Source organism: Furfurilactobacillus siliginis, assembly GCF_001437435.1.
Classification (GTDB): domain Bacteria; phylum Bacillota; class Bacilli; order Lactobacillales; family Lactobacillaceae; genus Furfurilactobacillus; species Furfurilactobacillus siliginis.
This window is the reverse complement of the sequence record NZ_JQCB01000004.1, coordinates 6,202-25,500: the sequence shown is the minus strand read 5'-3', so window position 1 is coordinate 25,500 and position 19,299 is coordinate 6,202. Positions and strand designations below refer to the sequence as shown.

The window sequence follows — 19,299 nt, the reverse complement described above, 5'->3', positions numbered from 1 at the left end:
CTCATTTAATATATTAAACAAGCTTTTCGGAATTTAAAGTTCTTGTTTGCGGAAGGTCAAGACACTAGTTACCAGAGTAACTAATCAAAGGAGTTGGCGATATGAAACTGCGTAGAGTTTTAGCACTCGGTGCTGTTGCAGCTATTGCCGCTGTGACACTGACAGCGTGTGGTAATGGTAGTAACGGTGCTTCCTCACATAAAGGAACACTGAACTTAACCACTTCAGCAGAAATGCCTGGATTGGACACCTCAAAGGTGACGGATAACTCATCTTTAACTGCTTTATCGAACACGCAGGAAGGGATTTACCGGATCGGTAAAAACTCTAAGCCTGAAAACGCCTTGGCTACTAAGACCACCGTTTCTAAAGATGGTTTGCACTGGACGTTTGATTTGCGGAAAAACACTAAGTGGTCAAATGGAGACAAGGTTACTGCCAAAGATTTCGTTTATTCATGGCAACGGACCAATGATCCTAAGACAGCGTCACAATATGCTTACCTGTTTGAAGGCGTGAAGAATGCCACTGCCATTCAAAACAAGAAGGCTGACGTTAAATCATTAGGTGTTAAAGCGGACGGCGATTACAAGTTAGACGTTACTTTAGAAAAACCAATTCCATACTTTAAGTTGTTACTTGGTTTCCCAATCTTCTTCCCACAAGACCAAAAGGTTGTTGAAAAGTACGGTTCACAATATGGGATGAAGGCTGACAAGCAAGTCTACAACGGACCATTTAAGGTTGAAGACTGGACTGGAACTAACACAAAGTGGAAATGGGTTAAGAACTCAAGTTACTGGGACAAGCAGGCCGTTAAGACCAACACCATTAACTGGCAAGTGGTTAAGGAAAGCAACACTGCGTTAAACCTCTTTAACTCTGGTAAGGTTGACCGGACACAGCTACAAGGTTCACAAGTAGCTAACTACAAGAATAACAAGAATTATGTTTACTACCAAGGCTCTACTTCTGCCTACTTGGAATTAAATGAAGCAAAGGTACCAGCATTTAAGAATCAAAAGATTCGTCAAGCGCTATCCATGTCACTTGACCGTAAACAATTGGTCAACAACGTGCTGCAGGATGGTTCAAAGGCTGCCACTGGTTTGATTCCAAGCAAGTTATCAAAGAATCCACAAACAGGTGCTGACTTTGCGAAGGATTCACAAGTACCTGACGTAACTGATCACAACTTGAGCAAGGCCAAAGCCCTACTTAAGGAAGGTGAAAAGGAAGCCGGTATTTCTGACTTGAACTTCACGTTGCTGGCTGACGATACATCAACTGCAAAGCAGAACGCTGAATTCTTACAATCACAATTTGAAAAGTTACCTGGCGTGAAGGTTTCACTTCAAAACGTACCATTTAAGAACCGTTTAACGAAGTCTTCAAATGGTGACTTCGATGCCGTTATCACGCTATGGGGTGCTGATTACAACGACCCTTACACATACTCATCATTGTTTACAGCTGACAACAGCCAAAACAACGGTAAGTGGGCAAATGAACAATACGACACTGACATCAAGAACTCTGCTGACAAAGACGCTAACGACAAACAAGCTCGTTACAACGACTTAGTTGATGCAGAAAAGACCTTGACCAAAGAAGTTGGCGTTATCCCAATGTACTGGGGAACTGCTTCAGGTTCCGGTCCAATGCTTCAAAAGAGCTACGTGAAGGGTGTTATCTACAACTCAGCTGGGGTTAACTTTAACTACAAGAACGTTGAAGTTAAGTAGTTGATTAAGCACCAATTTTGATTAACAGGAAACGTGAGGAAAAGCCAATCGAAACTGGTTTCTCCCCACGTTTTGCTTTAAGATAAATGTTAATGATTTTCAGCAAACTCTCATTTGTTGAAAATCCAGCAATTATACTGTCAGGTTCAGATTGTGAGGAAGTAAGTTTATGGCAAAATATCTGCTAAAGCGTCTGTTTTACCTCCTCTTAACGTTATTTTTGATTGCGACAATCACCTTTTTCATGATGAAGTTGCTACCAGGGACACCGTTGAGTAATGAGTCAAAACTCTCGCATGCACAAATTCAAATGATTTATCACACGTATGGCTTAGATAAGCCAGTGTGGCAACAATATCTGATTTATCTGGGCGGCATGGTTCAAGGGAACTTCGGTTTATCATTCCAATTTGATAACCAACCTGTTTCCTACCTATTAGCTACCCGGATGCCTGCATCGTTCCAATTGGGGGTTCAGGCGATGATCGTCGGTGTGTTACTGGGAATTATCGTTGGTGGGATTGCTGCCATTCGTCGTAACACATGGGTTGATGGAACGATGACCATCATTTCCATCCTGATGATTTCGATTCCAAGTTTCGTATTGGCCATTTTGTTACAGTACTACCTTGGTTTGAAGGCCGGTGCTTTTCCAGTTGCCGGTTGGGGGAACTTCGCCTACACGATTCTACCGACGATTGCGCTGGCGGGCTCACCATTTGCGACTACGGCGCGGTTCATCCGAACCGAAATGGTCGATGTCATGAGCTCAGACTACATTGAATTAGCGAAGGCTAAGGGATTAACGCAGACTGGGGTGGTTTATCACCATGCCCTGCGGAACTCACTGATTCCACTGATTACGTTGATTGGACCACTGACTGTTAACTTAATGACTGGGTCGCTGGTTGTTGAAAATATTTTTGCGGTTCCTGGGATTGGGGAACAATTCGTTAAGTCTATTACGACCAACGATTACCCAACCATCATGGGAATTACGATGATGTACTCTGTCTTATTAGTGATTGTGCTGCTAATTACGGACATCGTGTACGGAATCGTTGACCCACGGATTCGTTTACAAGGAGGGCAAAGCTAATGGCTGAAAATGTGAATGTTCCAAACGATGCCTTTCAACCGTTGGGCCAAGAAGAACACTTGGACAACGAAAAGATTGCCGCGCCTTCCTTAACGTTTACGCAGGATGCATGGCGGCGGTTAAAGAAAAACAAGATTGCGTTGATTTCGATGTGGATTTTGGTAGCCATCTTCGCCATTTCCTTGGCTGGGCCAGTGATTTCACCACACCAACCAAATAACGCGCAACCAGCCTACACGAATTTGCCACCAAAGATTCCCGGTGTGCACATTCCCGGTTTAGACGGGACTAAAAGCGTCGATGGCGGACGTGTTGATGCTTACGAACAGCAACATGTTCCTGCCAATAAATACTGGATTTTAGGGACCGACTATCTTGGCCGTGATTTATTATCACGGATTATTGCCGGGACACGCGTTTCCTTGATGGTTGCCTTGATTGCCACCTTGATGGATTTGACCATCGGGGTCGGATATGGGCTCACGTCAGGGTGGCGGGGCGGTCGGACGGATATGATCATGCAACGGATCATTGAAATCTTGTCCTCCGTTCCTAACTTGGTGTACATGATTCTGTTATTGGTTGTGATGAAGGGATCGCTACTATCGATTTCCTTAGCCATTGCCATTTCAGGCTGGACAACGATGGCACGGCTGATTCGTGCTGAAGCGCTGACCTTAAAGAGTCAGGAGTATATCTTGTCAGCACGGACGTTAGGTGAAAGTTCCTGGAAGATTGCCTGGAAACATTTGATTCCAAATATGAGTTCCGTGATCATCATTCAGACGATGTTTACGATTCCAAGTGTGATCTTCTTTGAAGCGTTCCTATCTTATATCGGAATTGGGATTCAACCACCAACAGCTTCACTGGGGACGTTAATTTCTGATGGACAAAAGAACTTCCAGTTCTTGCCGTTCCAGATGTGGTACCCAGCCATTGTGCTGATGATTATTCTGATTTGTTTCAACCTGTTTGCTGACGGCTTACGGGATGCCTTTGACCCACGTTCAAGAGAGTAGGTGAAGTTTAATCATGGAAAACACTGAGAATGAAAATTTAATCGAAGTTAACAACCTGAAGATTAACTTCAACACCTATGCGGGTAAGGTTAAGGCGATTCGTGACGTTTCCTTCCATTTAAAAAAGGGTGAAACGTTAGCCATTGTTGGTGAATCAGGTTCAGGTAAATCAGTTACGACGCGTTCCTTGATGGGCTTAAATGCTGATAACGCAGAAATTGCCGGTGGGGAGATCTTGTTCCACGGTGAAGATGTGCTGAAGAAATCTGAAAAGGAAATGCAAGAAATTCGGGGCATGGATATCGCGATGATTTTCCAAGACCCAATGACGTCTTTGGATCCCACGATGAAGATTGGTCGGCAAATTGCTGAACCATTACGGATTCACAAGCATATTTCTAAAGATAAGGCGATGGCACAAGCGTTGGAAATGCTGAAGCTCGTTGGCATTACTGATGCTGAACACCGGATCAACGATTATCCACATCAATTTTCTGGTGGGATGCGGCAACGAATCGTGATTGCCATTGCGTTGATTTGTTACCCAGAAGTGCTGATTGCTGATGAACCAACCACAGCGTTGGATGTAACGATTCAGGCACAAATTCTGAAGTTAATGAAGGAATTACAAGAAAAGATTGAAACGTCAATCATCTTCATCACCCATGATTTAGGGGTGGTTGCAGGGATGGCTGACCGGATTGCCGTTATGTACGCGGGTAAAATCGTGGAATACGGTACCGTAGATGAAATCTTCTATAATCCACAACATCCATATACATGGGGCTTATTAAATTCCATGCCGACGTTGGATACCCAAAGTGGGGAGCTATCTGCAATCCCAGGGACACCGCCTGACTTATTGGATCCACCCAAGGGTGATGCTTTTGCGGCGCGTAATTCGTACGCTTTAAAGATTGATGCAGAACAAGAACCACCGTTTTTCCAAGTGTCCAAGACGCATGCTGCAGCTACTTGGTTGTTGGATCCACGTGCACCGAAAGTCACACCACCAGCTGCCATTGCAAAGCGGCAGGCACAATGGGCTAGCATGCATAATGAAGCTGGCGAACTGGTTCGCCCAGAGACCCCAGTCACACCAACCACGACCTTCGATGATGATCGTGAATAGAAAGGAGACGTCAGTATGGATTACACGAATCGTAAAAAGATTCTTGAAGTCAAAGGATTAAAGCAGTATTTCAACATTGGCAGAGCTGATGAAGTGCATGCTGTGGATGACGTTTCCTTCGATGTTTACGAAGGAGAGACGTTTGGTTTGGTCGGCGAATCCGGTTCAGGTAAGACGACGACCGGGCGCGCAATCATTCATTTATATGATCCCACTGCAGGTGAAGTGCTTTTCAACGGCAAGGATGTTGCTAAGATTAGAGATCGCAAATCACAACTGGAATTTCGTAAAGAAATGCAGATGATTTTCCAAGATCCTTATGCATCATTGAACCCGCGGATGAAGGTTAAGGACATCGTGGCTGAAGGTATCGACATCCACCACTTGGCTAAAAATGATGAAGAACGGTCACAAATGGTTGAATCATTACTGGAGACAGTGGGTTTGAATAAAGACCATTCGAGTCGTTATCCCCATGAATTTTCCGGTGGGCAACGGCAACGGATTGGAATTGCCCGCGCGTTAGCGGTTAATCCAAACTTTATCATTGCTGATGAACCAATTTCAGCATTGGATGTGTCCATTCAAGCCCAGGTCGTTAACTTGATGAAGGAATTGCAAATTAAGCAAAACCTGACTTACCTGTTTATTGCCCATGATTTATCAATGGTGAAGTACATTTCAGATCGTATCGGAGTTATGCATTATGGTCGGATGCTGGAAATCGGACCGGCTGACGAGGTTTATACGAAGCCACTGCATGACTACACGACGAGTCTGTTATCAGCCGTGCCTGTGCCAGACCCTGAAATTGAACGTGCCCGTCAGGAGATTCACTATGACGCATCTCAAGAAGGTGACGACAAACCACGGACAATGGTAGAAATTGCACCGCACCACTTTGTTCGAGCTGCGGAAGATGAAATTCCTAAGTATCAGGAACGTGCACGACAAGCTGGATTAGAAGTCTTATAAACATTAAAAACGCCACCTTTGCGGGTGGCGTTTTTTGTTGGATTGCGGTCGATGTTTTGTTTTCTAGAGAGTGGGACATAGGTTATCTTGTCCCAAACTCGTTTTTGATTTACGAACTTAAATAGTAAAAACGTGGATCAAAAGTCAAGTCGCTGTGCAGACTACGAGTGATGCCGGATTGAAGACCAATCCGTACGGCCGTTCTAGGTCTTGCTCACGACTTCCCGACTTTAGCCCCACTCTTTGTTTACCGATAGTCAGGCATCAACAAGAAGTCGTCGACTAGGGTCATGAGGTCGGCTTGAGATAGTGCTGTCGTGGTTAACTCACCAGCATCAATGGCGATTAGGTAATTGGTGATGATACTGAAGACACCTTCTGCTAGGAATGAGGCGTCATAAGGTTTGACGATCTGTTGTTGCTGTAGTTGTGCAAATTGCGTGAAGATGGCCGTGAAAAATGCACTGTCGGAATTTTTAGGCAAACGTGGGCGCCATTCGGGTTGCTGACGAAATAACAAAATGATGCGAATGGTGTCGGGATGTGCGAGTCCCAACTGAACCATCGCTGTGACTAATTGATGTAGCTTTTCTTTAGGCGACAGCGTCTCATCTAAGACACTGGTTAAAGCTTCAATCAAGCGTTGCTGATGTGCTGCAAAGACAGCCAACAGCAACGCTTCTTTATTTTGAAAGTAGGAATAGATATTTGATTGGGGCGTCTTAACAGCCTTAGCAACTTTAACGGTTGAGACGGCGGTTAGACCTTCGTTAACGATAATTGTGGTCGCAGCAGTGAGAATCTGTTGGCGTAATGCTTCACTTTTTAATTTCATGAATAGGTCTCCTTAAGTTCAATCATATACGAAAAGTTTGTAGTTGACTAGATATAGTTCTATCGTTTATACTCGCTTTATTATTTAAGAGATAGAACTATACTTAAAGGAGTATTAAACATGACAAAAGTTGCAGTTGTAACAGGTGCCTCATCAGGCATTGGTCGCCAAACCGCGTTAGCTTTGAAAGCAGATGGTTATCAGGTTATCGGTGGTTCACGGCACATCAGTGAAGATGTTGGGCTCAAGGCGGCAGGTATTGACGCACATAATTTAGACGTCACTGATCACAGCAGTGTGACAGCTTTTGTGGCGTATGTGATCGATACGTATCAACACATTGACATCTTAGTGAATTCTGCAGGCTATGGGTTGTTTGGCGCACTGGCGGAAGTTTCCTTAACTGAGGCACGCATGCAGTTAGAAGTGAATGTTTTTGGCATCATGGACTTGATTCAAGGATTCTTGCCAACGATGATGGCCGACAAGCGTGGCAGAATCATCAATATTTCCTCTTTAGCTGGACAAAGTTACTTTGCCATGGCTGGTTGGTATCACGTTTCTAAGCATGCCTTAGAAACGATGACTGATGTGCTACGGTTGGAATTAGCAGATTTCGATATTGATGTGGTCATTGTTGAGCCTGGGATTACAAAAACGAACTGGGCCAATGTCACTAATACGGAATTGTTGGCAAATACGCCACAAACTTCACCGTACCGGAAGCTCGCTGAAAAACAGGCTGCAACCATCACGCAAGCTACACAGACGGTTCACGATGTGGCGGCTGTCATTATGAAGGCTGTGCACGCAAGCAAACCAAAGATTCGTTATCAAGTACGCTTTCGTGAGCGGCTGATGATGAATTTAACGCGGCTCACTGGCTTCCGATTACAGGACCGAGTTGCAAGGCATATGATGAAGTAGGATATAAGGTCGGGTGAGAGTGGGCTAAAAGTCGGGAAGCTGTGAGTAAGACCTAGAACCACGTTTTCTCTATTTAAGTTCGTCAATCAAAAAGTGGGACGTCAATGACTGATGTCCCACTTTTTGATTGACGTACTGCTTTTTTGTCAGCGCCAAAAGTTGATGGCAACCTGAATCATCACTTTTTGAGGAAACACACGGGTATTTTAGCTAGCGACGTTGTAAACTAAGAGAAACGAGGAGGCGCACACATGAAAGCAAAACACATTCTTGCCACGGCCGCATTGGTCGCCGGCGCAACGCTGGCTGCAGAGGCTAAGCTAGTGGAGAAGCGCAGCGTCAGTAGTAAACTCTTAGAGAATCTTGTGCGACTACATCCCAAGCAGATGTTTAGTCCTTATAAACATGCAGAAAATCTCGTGACGTATGATTACTACCTAAAAAAGAACCAGCAGCCTTGGGAAATGGATGCACGGTTGGCGGAAAAGTAAGACGTTCAGGTGCCTACGACTTATGAAGATACATATGAGTTCCATGGCAAGTATGATGATCAAAGCTACGTGGTTTTATACCTACATGGGGGTTCATTTTGGAATCAACCACGCGGCATGCAGGTCCGCTTTGCGCGTCAACTAGCCGATGTGATTTCTGGAACGGTGTTAATGCCTATTTACCCACTAGCACCAACCCATGATCATAAAGATGTTTTAAACATGTTAGACGGCTTGTATCGACAGATTTTGACGAAAGTGGCACCAGACAAGCTGATTCTCTTAGGCGACTCCGCTGGGGGCGGCCTGGCGTTGAGCTTAGCTGAACACTTAAAGGAAGTTGGGTTGCCACAACCAAAGAATGTTATCGGATTATCACCTGTTTTAGACGTTGGCTTAACTAACCCAGCGATTGCCAGTTATGAAAATAAGGATCTTGTTTTGGATCGTTATTCACAACAAGTGATGATGGGTCATTACTATGCGCGTCATACCACAACGGATGATTGGCGTGTCAGTCCGATTTATGGTAATGTACAAGGATTAGGGCACATCGCGATTTTTGTGGGTTCTGACGAGTTGCTTTATCCAGATGCAGTAAAATTCCGCGATCAAGCACAAGCAGATGGCGTGCATCTTGATTTCTTTGAGTTCCCTCATATGATGCATAACTTCTATACGCTACCGATGCCTGAAGCAACCGTCGCGTTTGATCAACTTGTGCGTTTGATCGAACAACCGGTTGCTGCCGGCTAAAGGAACAGTTTTCGTCGTCTGTTTCAAAGCGGTTGACTTTGATTTTGGGAAGCACTATCATACTCATCACATTTAGAAATTGGTGAGGTGGATCAGGATGAATGACGTAATTGATTACTTAGTGCAACACATTGATAATGATGAGTTACTTGGCAAACTGGTGCGTGATTTAGTCACCTTTACACCAGCAGAATCACAAACTAAAACACGGCAGTTGACGAACAACATTAACCAGGTTGCACGTCGATTCGTTGACGGCAGTGAACAAGAAGACCTGACCCATGTTCATCGAGACCCTAAGGCCGCGTTGGCAGATGCGTTACGTAAGCAATCAACACGGAAAGCGGTGTTGGAGGGTCAACCATTGCTGAGTGCACCTAGGTACACGACAACGCAACAGGGTTAAGCTAATCGTCAGCGACGTTGAGTTGATAGCTTTGATGTAATGATGAAAAGGAAGCGTAACTAATGACATTGAATCCAGCACAACGCGCCGCTACTCAGCGTGAGTTTCGCGCCAACTTTCAACGCGCAGGTCTAACAGTTGCTCAAGTGGCGATTGATTTAGGGATTAGTGAAATTAAACTTGAACATATGCTGAACTTGACCCAACTGACATATGAAGATGTGTGGATTTTACGTAATTATGTGTTAGATAAAGTGCAGGCGGCCGGACAAGTGCCGGTTCCATTTACTGCATTAGCGGGGGATTGGCATCAGTACTGGTTTTTAAACAGTACAGTTATTGATGAACGCCGCTTGTCAGCAGGCGATTTGTAAACGAAGTATACGAAAAATAAAAAAGTTGTTATCGAGCACTCAGTTTGAGGGCTTGATAACAACTTTTTTGAGTTTGATTAGTCAATTGATGTTAGTCGGTCGCTGTACTTAACAGTGACTGTAGCATCATCAATGACAAGCTTAGTGACACTACCATTGCGGGGGCCAGGTTGCGTTGGCAAGTCAGTCGCATAGTGATCAAGCACATGACGTAGATAGGTCCCATGAGTGACAACTAAAACGTTATCGCCGTCTTGACTGTTATCACGTAACAATTGAATCCCAGCTTGAATCCGCGTCCAGATATCCGCATAAGTTTCAGCATGATGATACTGATCAGCGGCAGCCACTAAGTCTGTGGTTTCTTGCAGACCATATTTTTCAATGAGTTCATTGTAGGAGTTACCACCACGCGGTGAGCCGACCTGATGCCATAACAAGCCATCATCGTAGCCTTCCCAGTAGCCAAAGAATTGTTCACGGAATTCTTGGCATGGTGTCGTAGCAGTGATTCCACTACCGTTTTCGGCAAGGATCAGCTTACCCGTTGCCTGGGTGCGAGCTAAATCGCTGGAATACGCAGCCGTAAAGGGCACAGCTGAGAGCAATTCACCTGCGTGGGTGCCATCAGCCAAGCCTTTTTCTGTCAGGGGTGCGTCGGACCAGCCTTGCATCCGATGATACAAATTTAGGTATGTTTGACCGTGACGAACCATGTAAACGTTAAATGACATAAGCGCCTCCGCGTGATTTGATGCTTCCATCATAGCAAACATCGTTACGATGCCGCAAAGTCATTTCACATTAAGGCTCGTAGAAATGGTTGCTGTGGCGTTGAAAGTAGCGCACTAGTCCCATGATGAAGCCAGGCACGATTCCGATTAGCGCAACGGCTAGGAAGATCCAAGCGAAGTGAGCCTGTACAAATGGCAGGCGACCAAAGTAATAACCTAAGACGCTGCCAACGGTGACCCATAAGCCCACCCCAATCACGTTTAAAAGTGCAAATCGGCGTTCACTCATTTTAGCTGAGCCAGCCAGCAATGGTACAAATGTCCGAATGAGGGGGACGAAGCGGCCGAAGATGACGGCGCGACCACCATAGCGGGTGAAGAAGGCCTCGCCACGTTCAATGCCACCGCGCAGGCGTTTATTAATGAAGTCAAAGTGTAATAACCACATACCGATGCGAAAATTAAGCGTATCACCAAGCACCGCTGCGAAGAAGAAAATGGGCACCAGTACCGCGATGTCTAGGTTAGATTGGGTGGCGGCCGCAATGGCACTGGTCACGAAGATGAGTGATTCACCAGGTAGCCACGGAAAGACGACTAAGCCTGTTTCAGCAAAAATCAGCAAAAATAAAGTAACGTAGCTCCAATTTCCGAGCCATGAGAACAGGGGCAAAATGTAATCTTGTAGGTGACTTAAAATGTGAACGAGTTGGGTCATCCAAGCGCCTCCTGACGTTTTCTTGCTTCAAGTGTAAGGAACCTAGTGCTTAATAGCGAGTTGTTAGAATCGTCTTTGCAAATTTTTACGACTTCTTGCGAAAAAACATTGTCGGTAACTGGACTTCATGTTTTACTAACGGCGTCTAAATGAGCTATAATATTTAGTACGATTTTTGAAGTTACTAAGCTGTGCAAATGAGGCGCAGTGGATTATTGTCGTAGCTTTTAACAGAGACGAACGTAATGGGGGCAATCATTTGGCAGAGTCAATTAGAGATCATGAACAACAGCATTTAGATGCAGTTGTCGATAAGGTTAAACAGGCTGAAGTTGTCGCTGAACAAGACATCAATACTGCCGCACGGGATCGCAAGGATATCGAACGAGCCTTTGGCGAAGTGCATTTAAATACTGGTAGCTATGAAGGAATGACCGACACGGCCATGTCTTTACGTGCGCAACAGCAGATGCTGGATGAACGGCAAAATAGTTGGCAACGTGCAACGAGCCGGTTAGATGTTTTACAAAAACTGGAAAAGACCCCATATTTTGCGCGAATTGATTTTCAAGAAGGCGCTGCTAACAAACCAGAATCGATTTACATTGGCCTCGGTTCCTTTGCTGATTCGCCAGATCATTTCTTGATTTATGACTGGCGCGCGCCAATTTCTTCCATCTACTATGACGGTGGTTTAGGCGATATTACCTACCAAACGCCGGATGGTCCACAAACGGTCGACGTTAAGCTAAAGCGCCAATTCCAGATCAAGGACGGTGCGATTTTGACCGTCTTTGACACGGATGAAGTCGTTGGTGACCAGATGCTGATGGAAGCGCTGGGCAATGCTTCGGATACCAAGATGAAGAGTATTGTTACCACCATTCAAAAAGAACAAAACCAAATTATTCGTGACACAAAGTCAGATTTACTATTCGTTCAAGGGGCAGCCGGCTCTGGTAAGACAGCCGCTGTCTTGCAGCGAGTTGCATGGCTGTTATACCGTTACCGTGGCAACTTAACGGCTGGACAAGTCGTCTTATTTTCACCAAACCAACTATTTAACGATTACATTAACCAAGTGTTGCCCGAATTAGGGGAGCAAAACATGGTACAGATGACTTATCTGCAATACACGAATCGTCGCTTACCAAAGATTCAGGTGGAAACGCTGCAACAGCGATTTTCGGCAACGACGAGTAATGATTTTCGTAATGTTGCAGCGCTCAAGGGAAGCTTGGCCTATTTTGACGTTGTAACAGCCTATGCGAATCATCTAGAACAGGCTGATATGCATTTCCGTGACATTAAGTTCCGTGATCAAGTGTTTGTTAGCAAAGAAAAGATTGCTGAAATCTACTATTCATTTAACGAAAACTACCATTTAGGGAATCGTTTATCGGCAACCCGTGAGACCTTAATCAAGATGCTGAACCGTCGAATTAGTTCAGAAATCCATGATAAATGGGTGGAAGAAACAGTTCAGAACTTGACTAAAGAACAAGTCGACACATTATTTGGTGATCAGCCACGTGAATTTGATAGTGAAGAAAAGGAATATCGGTTCTTAGCACGACAAATTGTGATGCAGGCCTTTAAGCCGGTTCAACTAGCGATTTCTCGCAGTCGGTACTTAAATATCAACGCACAGTATGCGCATTTCTTGCGACATGTACCGAAGTTATTGAATTTGGATGACTATCAAGTCACAGATATGCAGTGGAACGACAGTGTCGATGCCACACTAGCTGGTTATCGTGACCACCAGTTGTCCTTGGCAGATACGTCAGCTTATTTATATTTGTATGATTTAATGACTGGTAAGAAAGGTGAAAAGGAAATTCGTTTTGTCTTCATTGATGAGGTGCAAGACTATTCAGCTTTCCAATTAGCCTTCCTGAAGTTCAGTTTCCCACGTGCACGGTTTACCTTACTAGGTGATCTAAACCAGGCAATCTTTACACAGGAAAATAGTCGCACACTACTTGGCGAGCTATCCACAATGTTCGATCCAGAGAAGACGCGGGTCGTGCAGTTAACCAAGTCTTACCGGTCAACGCAGCAGATTACCGACTTTACGAAGGACTTGCTGGTAGATGGCGAGCAGATTACGGCGTTTGATCGGACAGGTGATAAACCACATGTCTATGTAGCAGACACTCAGTCGGCACTACATGCGCGACTGATTGACCAGTTAACTGCCAACGATGCTGCTGACGAAACAACGGCGATCATTGGGAAAACGTTGGCTGAATGTGAAGCCGTTGCTGAGGAGCTGAAAGCTGCCGGTGTCCACGCCACCTTGATTCGGACCGAGAATCAACGATTGGTATCTGGCACATTAATTATTCCAGCATACTTGGCTAAGGGACTTGAATTTGACGCTATTATCGTATGGGATGCTTCGGCGACCGTGTATGGAGACGAAAGTGAACGGCAGCTGCTGTACACGATTTGCTCACGGGCAATGCACCAATTAACTATTTTGGCGCAAGGCGAACTAACACCGTTGATGAGCCACGTTGATCAAGCGCTATATGTAGATGAAACAAAATAAGTAACTCATTTGGGAGTGTTTGGGGCATAAGTCATTTTGTCCCAAACACTCCTTTTAATTTGTGGACTTAAATAGTGAAAATCTGGGCCAAAATTCAAGTCGTTGTGTAGACTACGGATGATACCGGATTTTAGCCCAATCCGTATGGCAATTCTAGGCCTTGCCCACGACGTTCCTATTTTTGGACCACGTTCCTTGAATTACTATTCTAAATGGTCTAAAAGCAGCGTTATTATGGGCTTATATGCTATACTTTAGGAGATTTTTGAAGAAAACATGGTGAATGATGATGGTAGAAAAGTTAGGGAATTACGATCGCTTTGAACGTGATCATTGGCGTAACCTGTTTGATGCCGAAACAGTTCCATTGGACCAAGTTGATTTGGATGCGATTCAGTCATTAAATGACCGGATCTCCGTTGCGGATGTGAAGGAAATCTACATGCCATTAGTGCATTATTTGCTCATGCGCTATGACGAATTTCAACGCGTCAATGATGATCGCAGTGCATTTTTAAAAACACCGCGGCGGCATGTCCCTTTTTTGATGGGAATCGCAGGTTCAGTGGCAGTTGGTAAATCAACCAGTGCACGACTACTGGCATTACTGCTGCATCATCTACACCCTGAGCTGAATGTACAACAGATCACGACGGATGGTTTTTTATATCCCAACAGCGTGTTAGAAAAAAAGGGGCTGCTGGATGACAAAGGTTTCCCAGATAGCTATGACATGGGGAAGCTGATTCAGTTTTTAAACGATGTAAAGCAGTCAAAACCAAAGGTGACGGCGCCGAAGTATTCCCACCAGGTGTACGATGTTATTCCAGATGAGGTTGATATCGTGGATCAGCCGGATATCCTGATTGTCGAAGGAATTAATGTCCTACAGCTACCATCACAAGCTGAACTATTCGTGAGTGACTTTTTTGATTTTTCACTATATGTCGATGCTGATCCTAAGTTAATTGAACATTGGTACTTAGAACGCTTTGGCATGTTACTAGACTCAGCTTTTAATGATCCGACAAATTATTATCATGAATTGGCAACGAGTTCCCGAGAGGATGCATTCTTATATGCACGTCAAGTATGGGATGCGGTCAATTTGCGTAATTTAAATGAGTACATTTTACCAACACGTAATCGGGCAAACGTGATTCTGCATAAAATGCAACATCATATGATTGACGCGGTATATTTGCGACAATATTAGTTAAATGGCAATTGGGGACTGATCCGTGTACAGCGGAGAGTCCTTTTTATAATTATTTTGATAAAAGGAGGTGGCGACATGCAGGAAGCATCAGCTATGAATCAAAAACGAAAATTTAGCTGGCCGTTATTTTTAAGTCCGTTTATTTCACGATTAGGGGATGCACTTTACATATTTGGACTGAATTGGTTCATTGTGAAGGCTACTGGAACCGCCTCTTTATTAGGAATCGTTCAGGGGATAGGCGGGTTGGTACTGGTATTAGCTGATTTATTGGCTGGGCCACTGGTTGATAGCGTCAATCGGAAGCAGGTCATGCTATGGTCGGACATTATTAGTTTTGTAGCGTGTCTGTTAATGGCGCTGATCGTGGATGTTAATCATCCGATTTTCTATCAACTGGTTCTATTGACCGTTATTTTAGATATTGGGTTAGGGTTTAACTTCCCTGCTGCCAAGGCGATGGTTCCGGAGTTGATTGAAGAACCTGAGCTACAGCGATTCAACGCGTTATCAAACACGTCGTTGAACTTAGCAGATATCTTTGCACCACTGCTAGGTGGGGCATTGCTGGCAGTTTCATGGATCAACTTCCGGGAGTTTCTCTTCATTAATGCGGCGTCATTCTTATTGTCGATTGCATTACTGCTGGGCATTCGCTACAAATATCAACCAACGACAGGCAAGAAGCTATCTATCTGGACCAGTCTTCAAAGTGGGTTTAAATACGTTGCTGGCAAGCCAGTCTTAGTCAAAATGGTGGCAATTGACAGTGTGGTTAATATTTTCTACGCGGCCTTCAATTTATTACTACCATATGATGTGAAACACTACTTTGGTGGGGATGAACATCTGTATAGTTATTTAATGGCGGTGATGGCGATTGGCGGCATGCTTGGTGGCCTGAGCCTGATTCGTGCAAAGACGACGCGGACCCTGCCGCAGATTGAACGCGACATTTATTTGCTGGCAGGCGTTATGCTTTTGGCCGGATTGTGGCGACCGTATCCAGTCTTACTCACCATGACGGCACTGTATGGATTTCTGATTTCCAGAATCGGAGTGGGGCTGTTTACATTAGTTCAAAATGAAACTGAGGTCGCATTTCTGGGACGGGTGTTTGGGATTTGGTTTATTTCCGTCGATTTCATGCACCCGGTTGGGAACTTTATCTTCGGTTTTGTGATCGATTGGCTGGCTGATGATACCTTTATTTTGATGGGTGTTGCACTAGCGGGGGCACTTTTGTTAGTCGATGTCTTATTTCGTCGAATCGGTCAAAAACAGCACTAGCAATATGAACGTGCTGCTTTGAAAACGTAAAAACATACTAAAACAGCCACAGATAACGTGTCGATTGACGCATTGTCTGTGGCTGTTTTGATGTGGATAAATGCTGATACGAAAGCAATTAGGGCCATTGTGTCATTAGAATTGAGCACGCCATTTAACCGCGTCTTTTGGCAAAAATCAGGTATAAGTCGTTACTTTAATAACTAAACCAATTATTACGAAATGTGTCAGATTCCGCTTTATGTGACAAAATAGCGGAAATTTGTAATGTCGTCGGTATTTCTCTGTTATTTACACTCTGTATAGTGAACATCGTTGAGTTACAAAATAACTTTAGCCGGAACTTATGGTTAAAGAATAAGCCACGTGAGCATTTCGATGCTTACCAAAAAATTAGGAGTGTAATTTTCTATATGAAGATCAAACAAGCTTTGTTATCTACTGTTAGTGCCGGTGCTTTATTATCAATTGGTACTGTTGTTGCCAATGCCGACACAAACGTTACCGTTAAGAGCGGCGACACTGTTTCTACGTTAGCAGCTGCTAACAACACAACCATTGACGCAATTGTTAACGCTAACCACTTACAAAACGGTGGGAACTTAATCTTCGTTGACCAATCATTAGTTATTCCTGATGCAGATGGTGCTTCAACCACAACTTCAGCACAACAAACTACTACTTCAGCTGCTACTGCAACTCCAGCACAACAAGCTGCTCCTGCAGCTGCTGCGCAACAAGCAGCCCCAGCACAACAAGCCGCAGTTCCGGCCGCTTCTGGTTCAGATGCAGCTGCTAAAGCTTGGATTGCTGCTCGTGAATCAGGTGGTTCATACACTGCTACTAACGGTCAGTACTACGGTAAGTACCAATTGAGTTTAGACAAGTTACATGGTGACCTGTCAGCTGCTAACCAAGAAGCAGTTGCGACACAATATGCTACTTCTCGTTACGGTTCATGGGCCGGCGCCCAAGCCGCTTGGCAGTCACAGGGTTGGTGGTAGACAACCACGGCTAACGCCACAAATCAATTTACAATTAAGCAAAGGTTCGTCCGAAATGGACGAACCTTTTTTTGTCATTTATTTCAGTCGATTTCGGTGATAGACAATCTTAGTTTCTAGAAAGGAGAGTGTGTTCTCTAAATCAGCAACTTGTTTTTGCAACGTCGCTTTAGTGTCCAGCAGTGTTTGGATCAACTCAGCATCATGGTCTGGATTATCTAATATGTGGTGAATTTCAGCGATGGTTAAACCAGCTTTACGGTAATTAACGATGGCATTCACAGTTTGGCAAACATCATCTGGATAGTAGCGAATTTGATGATCGTTTCGCGGAACATTTAACAAACCAATCTTTTCATAATAGCGTAGTGTGTACGCACTAATGTCAAATTGTTCAGCCATTTCGCTGATGGATAAACTGGTTTCTGTAATTACTTTCATAACGAGCTCCTTTTGACTTGCGTTAGAGCAACTCTAACATGCTATTATATTTAACACAACGAGTCATTGAATTTGTGACTTGTTACCTTCAAGGTCACGTATAATTGGGGGATGTCATAAGGAGGTAGAGACGTGAAGGGACGTTTTGGATTTTTAAGCATCGTGTTATTTGGGATTAATGCCATTATTGGATCAGGAATCTTTTTATTACCAAATACCGCGATGAAATTGATTGGACCAGCTAGTTTGCTGGTTTTTGTGTTTGATATGTTACTGGTGGTTAGCATCGCCTTTTGTTTCGCCGAAGATGCCAGCCTATTCAAAGAAAATGGTGGGCCGTACGTTTATGCTAAAGAAGCCTTTGGTGACTTCGTTGGGTATGAAGTGGGCTTCATTATTTGGGTAATCAGTATTATTGCATGGGCAACCATGGCGGCTGGATTGGCAACGGCATTGGGTGCATTTTGGCCAGTATTAGCACAGCCAATGTGGCGAGCAACGATTATCGTGGTGCTACTAGTTGGTTTGGGGACGATCAACATCTTAGGTGTTAATGTCACCAAATGGTTAAACAATGTGGTGACTGTTGCGAAAATCGTTCCGCTAATCTTATTTGTCGCGATTGGCTTATGGTTTATGCATGCAGGGAACTTTACACCGCTGTTTCCACATGGACACTACACCAGCGGTTCGTTCGGACAGGCTGCCATTGTGATGTTCTATGCGTTTACTGGATTCGAAGCCATCGTGATTGCGGCAGAAGACATGAAAAATCCGCAACATGATGTGCCACGTGCCATTGTGACTGTGATGGGCATCGTGGCGTTATTGTATTTCTTGATTCAAACGGTCTCTGTTGGTGTTCTGGGACCTAAACTGGCGCTGACTTCCGCTCCAATGCAGGAAGCTTTGGCACAGGCGATTGGACCGGTTGGTAAATATTTGATTGGTGCAGGGACGATTATTTCCATCTCAGGAATTGCTGTTGCACAGTCATTCACTGTACCGCGTAGTGGCCAAGCCATGGCTGATAATGGTGTGATGCCACGTGTCGTTGGTAAAGTAAACCGCCGTGGTGTGCCATATGTGGCAGTTATTATCTCAGTATTATTGGCATTACCGCTGGCACTTACTGGTACATTTAGTACGTTAGCTGCTATTTCGGTTGTGTCACGTTTTGCACAATATGTGCCAACAATTCTAGCAGTCCTTGTTTTCCGTCGGACACGTCCAGATCAGACACGGTCGTTTAAAGTTCCATTTGGTCCGGTGATCCCGATTGTGGCGTTACTCGTTTCGTTTTGGCTATTGTCACAGGCAAAACCCGTTAACCTGATTTGGGGCTTAGGTGCGTTAGTCGTTGCCGTACCATTTTACTTTTTGACGAAGAAGAGTCGAGCGGCGATTGAACGCTCAACTAACCGTAAAGACTAGTCTTGGGGCTTTGTCCCCCAGCGCCAGGGGAGTGCTTTGCCCGCTTTGCGGGCAAAACACAAGTGCAGTGAACGACTAAGTAAACTCGCCGCCACGGGAACTACAGCGGCCAACGTTCACTCTATGTAATAGTTAACTGT

At 44.5% G+C, this 19,299-nt stretch carries 19 protein-coding genes; 15 read left to right on the top strand and 4 right to left on the bottom strand.

What is annotated here, in order from left to right; translation table 11 throughout:
• Nucleotides 1-101: 101 nt before the first annotated feature.
• From IV55_RS03760 to IV55_RS03740, 5 genes are all read left to right on the top strand, one after another.
• The gene (locus tag IV55_RS03760; protein WP_057809524.1) at nucleotides 102-1,745 is read left to right on the top strand and encodes a peptide ABC transporter substrate-binding protein; all 1,644 of its coding nucleotides are present in this window, start codon (nucleotides 102-104) and stop codon (nucleotides 1,743-1,745) included.
• Nucleotides 1,746-1,914: 169 nt separating this feature from the next.
• Entirely contained in the window at nucleotides 1,915-2,844 is a 930-nt protein-coding gene (opp3b, locus tag IV55_RS03755; RefSeq protein WP_057809522.1) for an oligopeptide ABC transporter permease, read from the top strand.
• On the top strand, nucleotides 2,844-3,866 hold the full coding sequence (locus IV55_RS03750; RefSeq protein WP_057809520.1) for an ABC transporter permease: 1,023 nt from the start codon (nucleotides 2,844-2,846) through the stop codon (nucleotides 3,864-3,866). The genes opp3b and IV55_RS03750 overlap by 1 nt, the downstream gene beginning before the upstream one ends.
• A 13-nt stretch (nucleotides 3,867-3,879) precedes the next feature.
• Nucleotides 3,880-4,998 carry an ABC transporter ATP-binding protein gene (locus IV55_RS03745; protein ID WP_057809518.1) on the top strand — a complete coding sequence of 373 codons (1,119 nt, stop codon included), beginning with the start codon at nucleotides 3,880-3,882 and terminating at the stop codon, nucleotides 4,996-4,998.
• A 15-nt stretch (nucleotides 4,999-5,013) separates the two neighbouring features.
• Nucleotides 5,014-5,973, top strand: a complete 960-nt coding sequence (locus tag IV55_RS03740; RefSeq protein ID WP_057809516.1) for an ABC transporter ATP-binding protein — start codon at nucleotides 5,014-5,016, stop codon at nucleotides 5,971-5,973.
• A gap of 247 nt (nucleotides 5,974-6,220) precedes the next feature.
• On the opposite strand, the gene IV55_RS03735 is transcribed toward IV55_RS03740, so the two are convergent.
• Nucleotides 6,221-6,808 (bottom strand): TetR/AcrR family transcriptional regulator, encoded by a 588-nt coding sequence (locus IV55_RS03735; protein ID WP_057809514.1) that lies wholly within the window; start codon nucleotides 6,806-6,808, stop codon nucleotides 6,221-6,223.
• 120 nt (nucleotides 6,809-6,928) lie between these two features.
• On the opposite strand from IV55_RS03735, the gene IV55_RS03730 reads away from it, so the two are divergent.
• The 5 genes from IV55_RS03730 to IV55_RS03710 all read left to right on the top strand — a co-directional run bounded on the left by IV55_RS03730 (nucleotide 6,929) and on the right by IV55_RS03710 (nucleotide 9,762).
• Nucleotides 6,929-7,735: an SDR family NAD(P)-dependent oxidoreductase gene (locus tag IV55_RS03730; protein WP_057809512.1), complete on the top strand. Its 807-nt coding sequence runs from the start codon at nucleotides 6,929-6,931 to the stop codon at nucleotides 7,733-7,735.
• Between the two features lie 251 nt (nucleotides 7,736-7,986).
• Complete coding sequence (locus tag IV55_RS03725) at nucleotides 7,987-8,226, top strand: hypothetical protein (RefSeq protein WP_057809510.1); 240 nt, start codon at nucleotides 7,987-7,989, stop codon at nucleotides 8,224-8,226.
• Nucleotides 8,227-8,235: 9 nt separating this feature from the next.
• Nucleotides 8,236-8,982 carry an alpha/beta hydrolase fold domain-containing protein gene (locus tag IV55_RS03720; protein WP_057809508.1) on the top strand — a complete coding sequence of 249 codons (747 nt, stop codon included), beginning with the start codon at nucleotides 8,236-8,238 and terminating at the stop codon, nucleotides 8,980-8,982.
• Nucleotides 8,983-9,079: 97 nt separating this feature from the next.
• A complete protein-coding gene (locus tag IV55_RS03715; RefSeq protein WP_057809506.1) occupies nucleotides 9,080-9,388 on the top strand; it encodes a hypothetical protein in 309 nt (102 codons plus the stop codon).
• 62 nt (nucleotides 9,389-9,450) lie between these two features.
• A complete protein-coding gene (locus IV55_RS03710) occupies nucleotides 9,451-9,762 on the top strand; it encodes a DUF2316 family protein (protein ID WP_057809504.1) in 312 nt (103 codons plus the stop codon).
• Nucleotides 9,763-9,839: 77 nt separating this feature from the next.
• Here IV55_RS03710 and IV55_RS03705 read toward each other — a convergent pair whose 3' ends face one another.
• Together IV55_RS03705 and IV55_RS03700 are read right to left on the bottom strand one after the other, a co-directional pair.
• A complete protein-coding gene (locus tag IV55_RS03705; RefSeq protein ID WP_057809502.1) occupies nucleotides 9,840-10,496 on the bottom strand; it encodes a histidine phosphatase family protein in 657 nt (218 codons plus the stop codon).
• Between the two features lie 70 nt (nucleotides 10,497-10,566).
• Entirely contained in the window at nucleotides 10,567-11,214 is a 648-nt protein-coding gene (locus tag IV55_RS03700) for a VTT domain-containing protein (RefSeq protein ID WP_057809500.1), read from the bottom strand.
• Between the two features lie 259 nt (nucleotides 11,215-11,473).
• Here IV55_RS03700 and helD point away from each other — a divergent pair, with 259 nt between their 5' ends.
• The 4 genes from helD (at nucleotide 11,474) to apf (ending at nucleotide 17,284) form a co-directional block, all read left to right on the top strand.
• Complete coding sequence (gene helD, locus IV55_RS03695; protein ID WP_057809497.1) at nucleotides 11,474-13,771, top strand: RNA polymerase recycling motor HelD; 2,298 nt, start codon at nucleotides 11,474-11,476, stop codon at nucleotides 13,769-13,771.
• A 289-nt stretch (nucleotides 13,772-14,060) separates the two neighbouring features.
• A complete protein-coding gene (coaA, locus tag IV55_RS03690; RefSeq protein WP_057809799.1) occupies nucleotides 14,061-14,987 on the top strand; it encodes a type I pantothenate kinase in 927 nt (308 codons plus the stop codon).
• A 78-nt stretch (nucleotides 14,988-15,065) separates the two neighbouring features.
• Nucleotides 15,066-16,280: an MFS transporter gene (locus tag IV55_RS03685; protein WP_057809495.1), complete on the top strand. Its 1,215-nt coding sequence runs from the start codon at nucleotides 15,066-15,068 to the stop codon at nucleotides 16,278-16,280.
• A gap of 413 nt (nucleotides 16,281-16,693) precedes the next feature.
• Nucleotides 16,694-17,284 carry an aggregation-promoting factor gene (gene apf, locus IV55_RS03680; RefSeq protein ID WP_057809493.1) on the top strand — a complete coding sequence of 197 codons (591 nt, stop codon included), beginning with the start codon at nucleotides 16,694-16,696 and terminating at the stop codon, nucleotides 17,282-17,284.
• A 78-nt stretch (nucleotides 17,285-17,362) separates the two neighbouring features.
• Here apf and IV55_RS03675 read toward each other — a convergent pair whose 3' ends face one another.
• Nucleotides 17,363-17,725, bottom strand: coding sequence for a MerR family transcriptional regulator (locus IV55_RS03675; RefSeq protein WP_057809491.1), 363 nt, complete (start codon nucleotides 17,723-17,725; stop codon nucleotides 17,363-17,365).
• A 132-nt stretch (nucleotides 17,726-17,857) separates the two neighbouring features.
• Here IV55_RS03675 and IV55_RS03670 point away from each other — a divergent pair, with 132 nt between their 5' ends.
• Nucleotides 17,858-19,159 (top strand): APC family permease, encoded by a 1,302-nt coding sequence (locus tag IV55_RS03670; RefSeq protein ID WP_057809489.1) that lies wholly within the window; start codon nucleotides 17,858-17,860, stop codon nucleotides 19,157-19,159.
• Nucleotides 19,160-19,299: the final 140 nt, after the last annotated feature.

Bases quoted from the DNA above. Each gene is read 5' to 3' on its own strand.
- IV55_RS03750 (WP_057809520.1), top strand. From the start codon at position 2,844: ATGGCTGAAAATGTGAATGTTCCAAACGATGCCTTTCAACCGTTGGGC.
- IV55_RS03725 (WP_057809510.1), top strand. From the start codon at position 7,987: ATGAAAGCAAAACACATTCTTGCCACGGCCGCATTGGTCGCCGGCGCA.
- IV55_RS03715 (WP_057809506.1), top strand. From the start codon at position 9,080: ATGAATGACGTAATTGATTACTTAGTGCAACACATTGATAATGATGAG.
- IV55_RS03710 (WP_057809504.1), top strand. From the start codon at position 9,451: ATGACATTGAATCCAGCACAACGCGCCGCTACTCAGCGTGAGTTTCGC.
- IV55_RS03705 (WP_057809502.1), bottom strand. From the start codon at position 10,496: ATGTCATTTAACGTTTACATGGTTCGTCACGGTCAAACATACCTAAAT.
- IV55_RS03735 (WP_057809514.1), bottom strand. From the start codon at position 6,808: ATGAAATTAAAAAGTGAAGCATTACGCCAACAGATTCTCACTGCTGCG.
- IV55_RS03760 (WP_057809524.1), top strand. From the start codon at position 102: ATGAAACTGCGTAGAGTTTTAGCACTCGGTGCTGTTGCAGCTATTGCC.
- IV55_RS03700 (WP_057809500.1), bottom strand. From the start codon at position 11,214: ATGACCCAACTCGTTCACATTTTAAGTCACCTACAAGATTACATTTTG.
- apf (WP_057809493.1), top strand. From the start codon at position 16,694: ATGAAGATCAAACAAGCTTTGTTATCTACTGTTAGTGCCGGTGCTTTA.
- IV55_RS03730 (WP_057809512.1), top strand. From the start codon at position 6,929: ATGACAAAAGTTGCAGTTGTAACAGGTGCCTCATCAGGCATTGGTCGC.
- IV55_RS03740 (WP_057809516.1), top strand. From the start codon at position 5,014: ATGGATTACACGAATCGTAAAAAGATTCTTGAAGTCAAAGGATTAAAG.
- coaA (WP_057809799.1), top strand. From the start codon at position 14,061: ATGGTAGAAAAGTTAGGGAATTACGATCGCTTTGAACGTGATCATTGG.
- IV55_RS03685 (WP_057809495.1), top strand. From the start codon at position 15,066: ATGCAGGAAGCATCAGCTATGAATCAAAAACGAAAATTTAGCTGGCCG.
- opp3b (WP_057809522.1), top strand. From the start codon at position 1,915: ATGGCAAAATATCTGCTAAAGCGTCTGTTTTACCTCCTCTTAACGTTA.
- IV55_RS03745 (WP_057809518.1), top strand. From the start codon at position 3,880: ATGGAAAACACTGAGAATGAAAATTTAATCGAAGTTAACAACCTGAAG.
- IV55_RS03675 (WP_057809491.1), bottom strand. From the start codon at position 17,725: ATGAAAGTAATTACAGAAACCAGTTTATCCATCAGCGAAATGGCTGAA.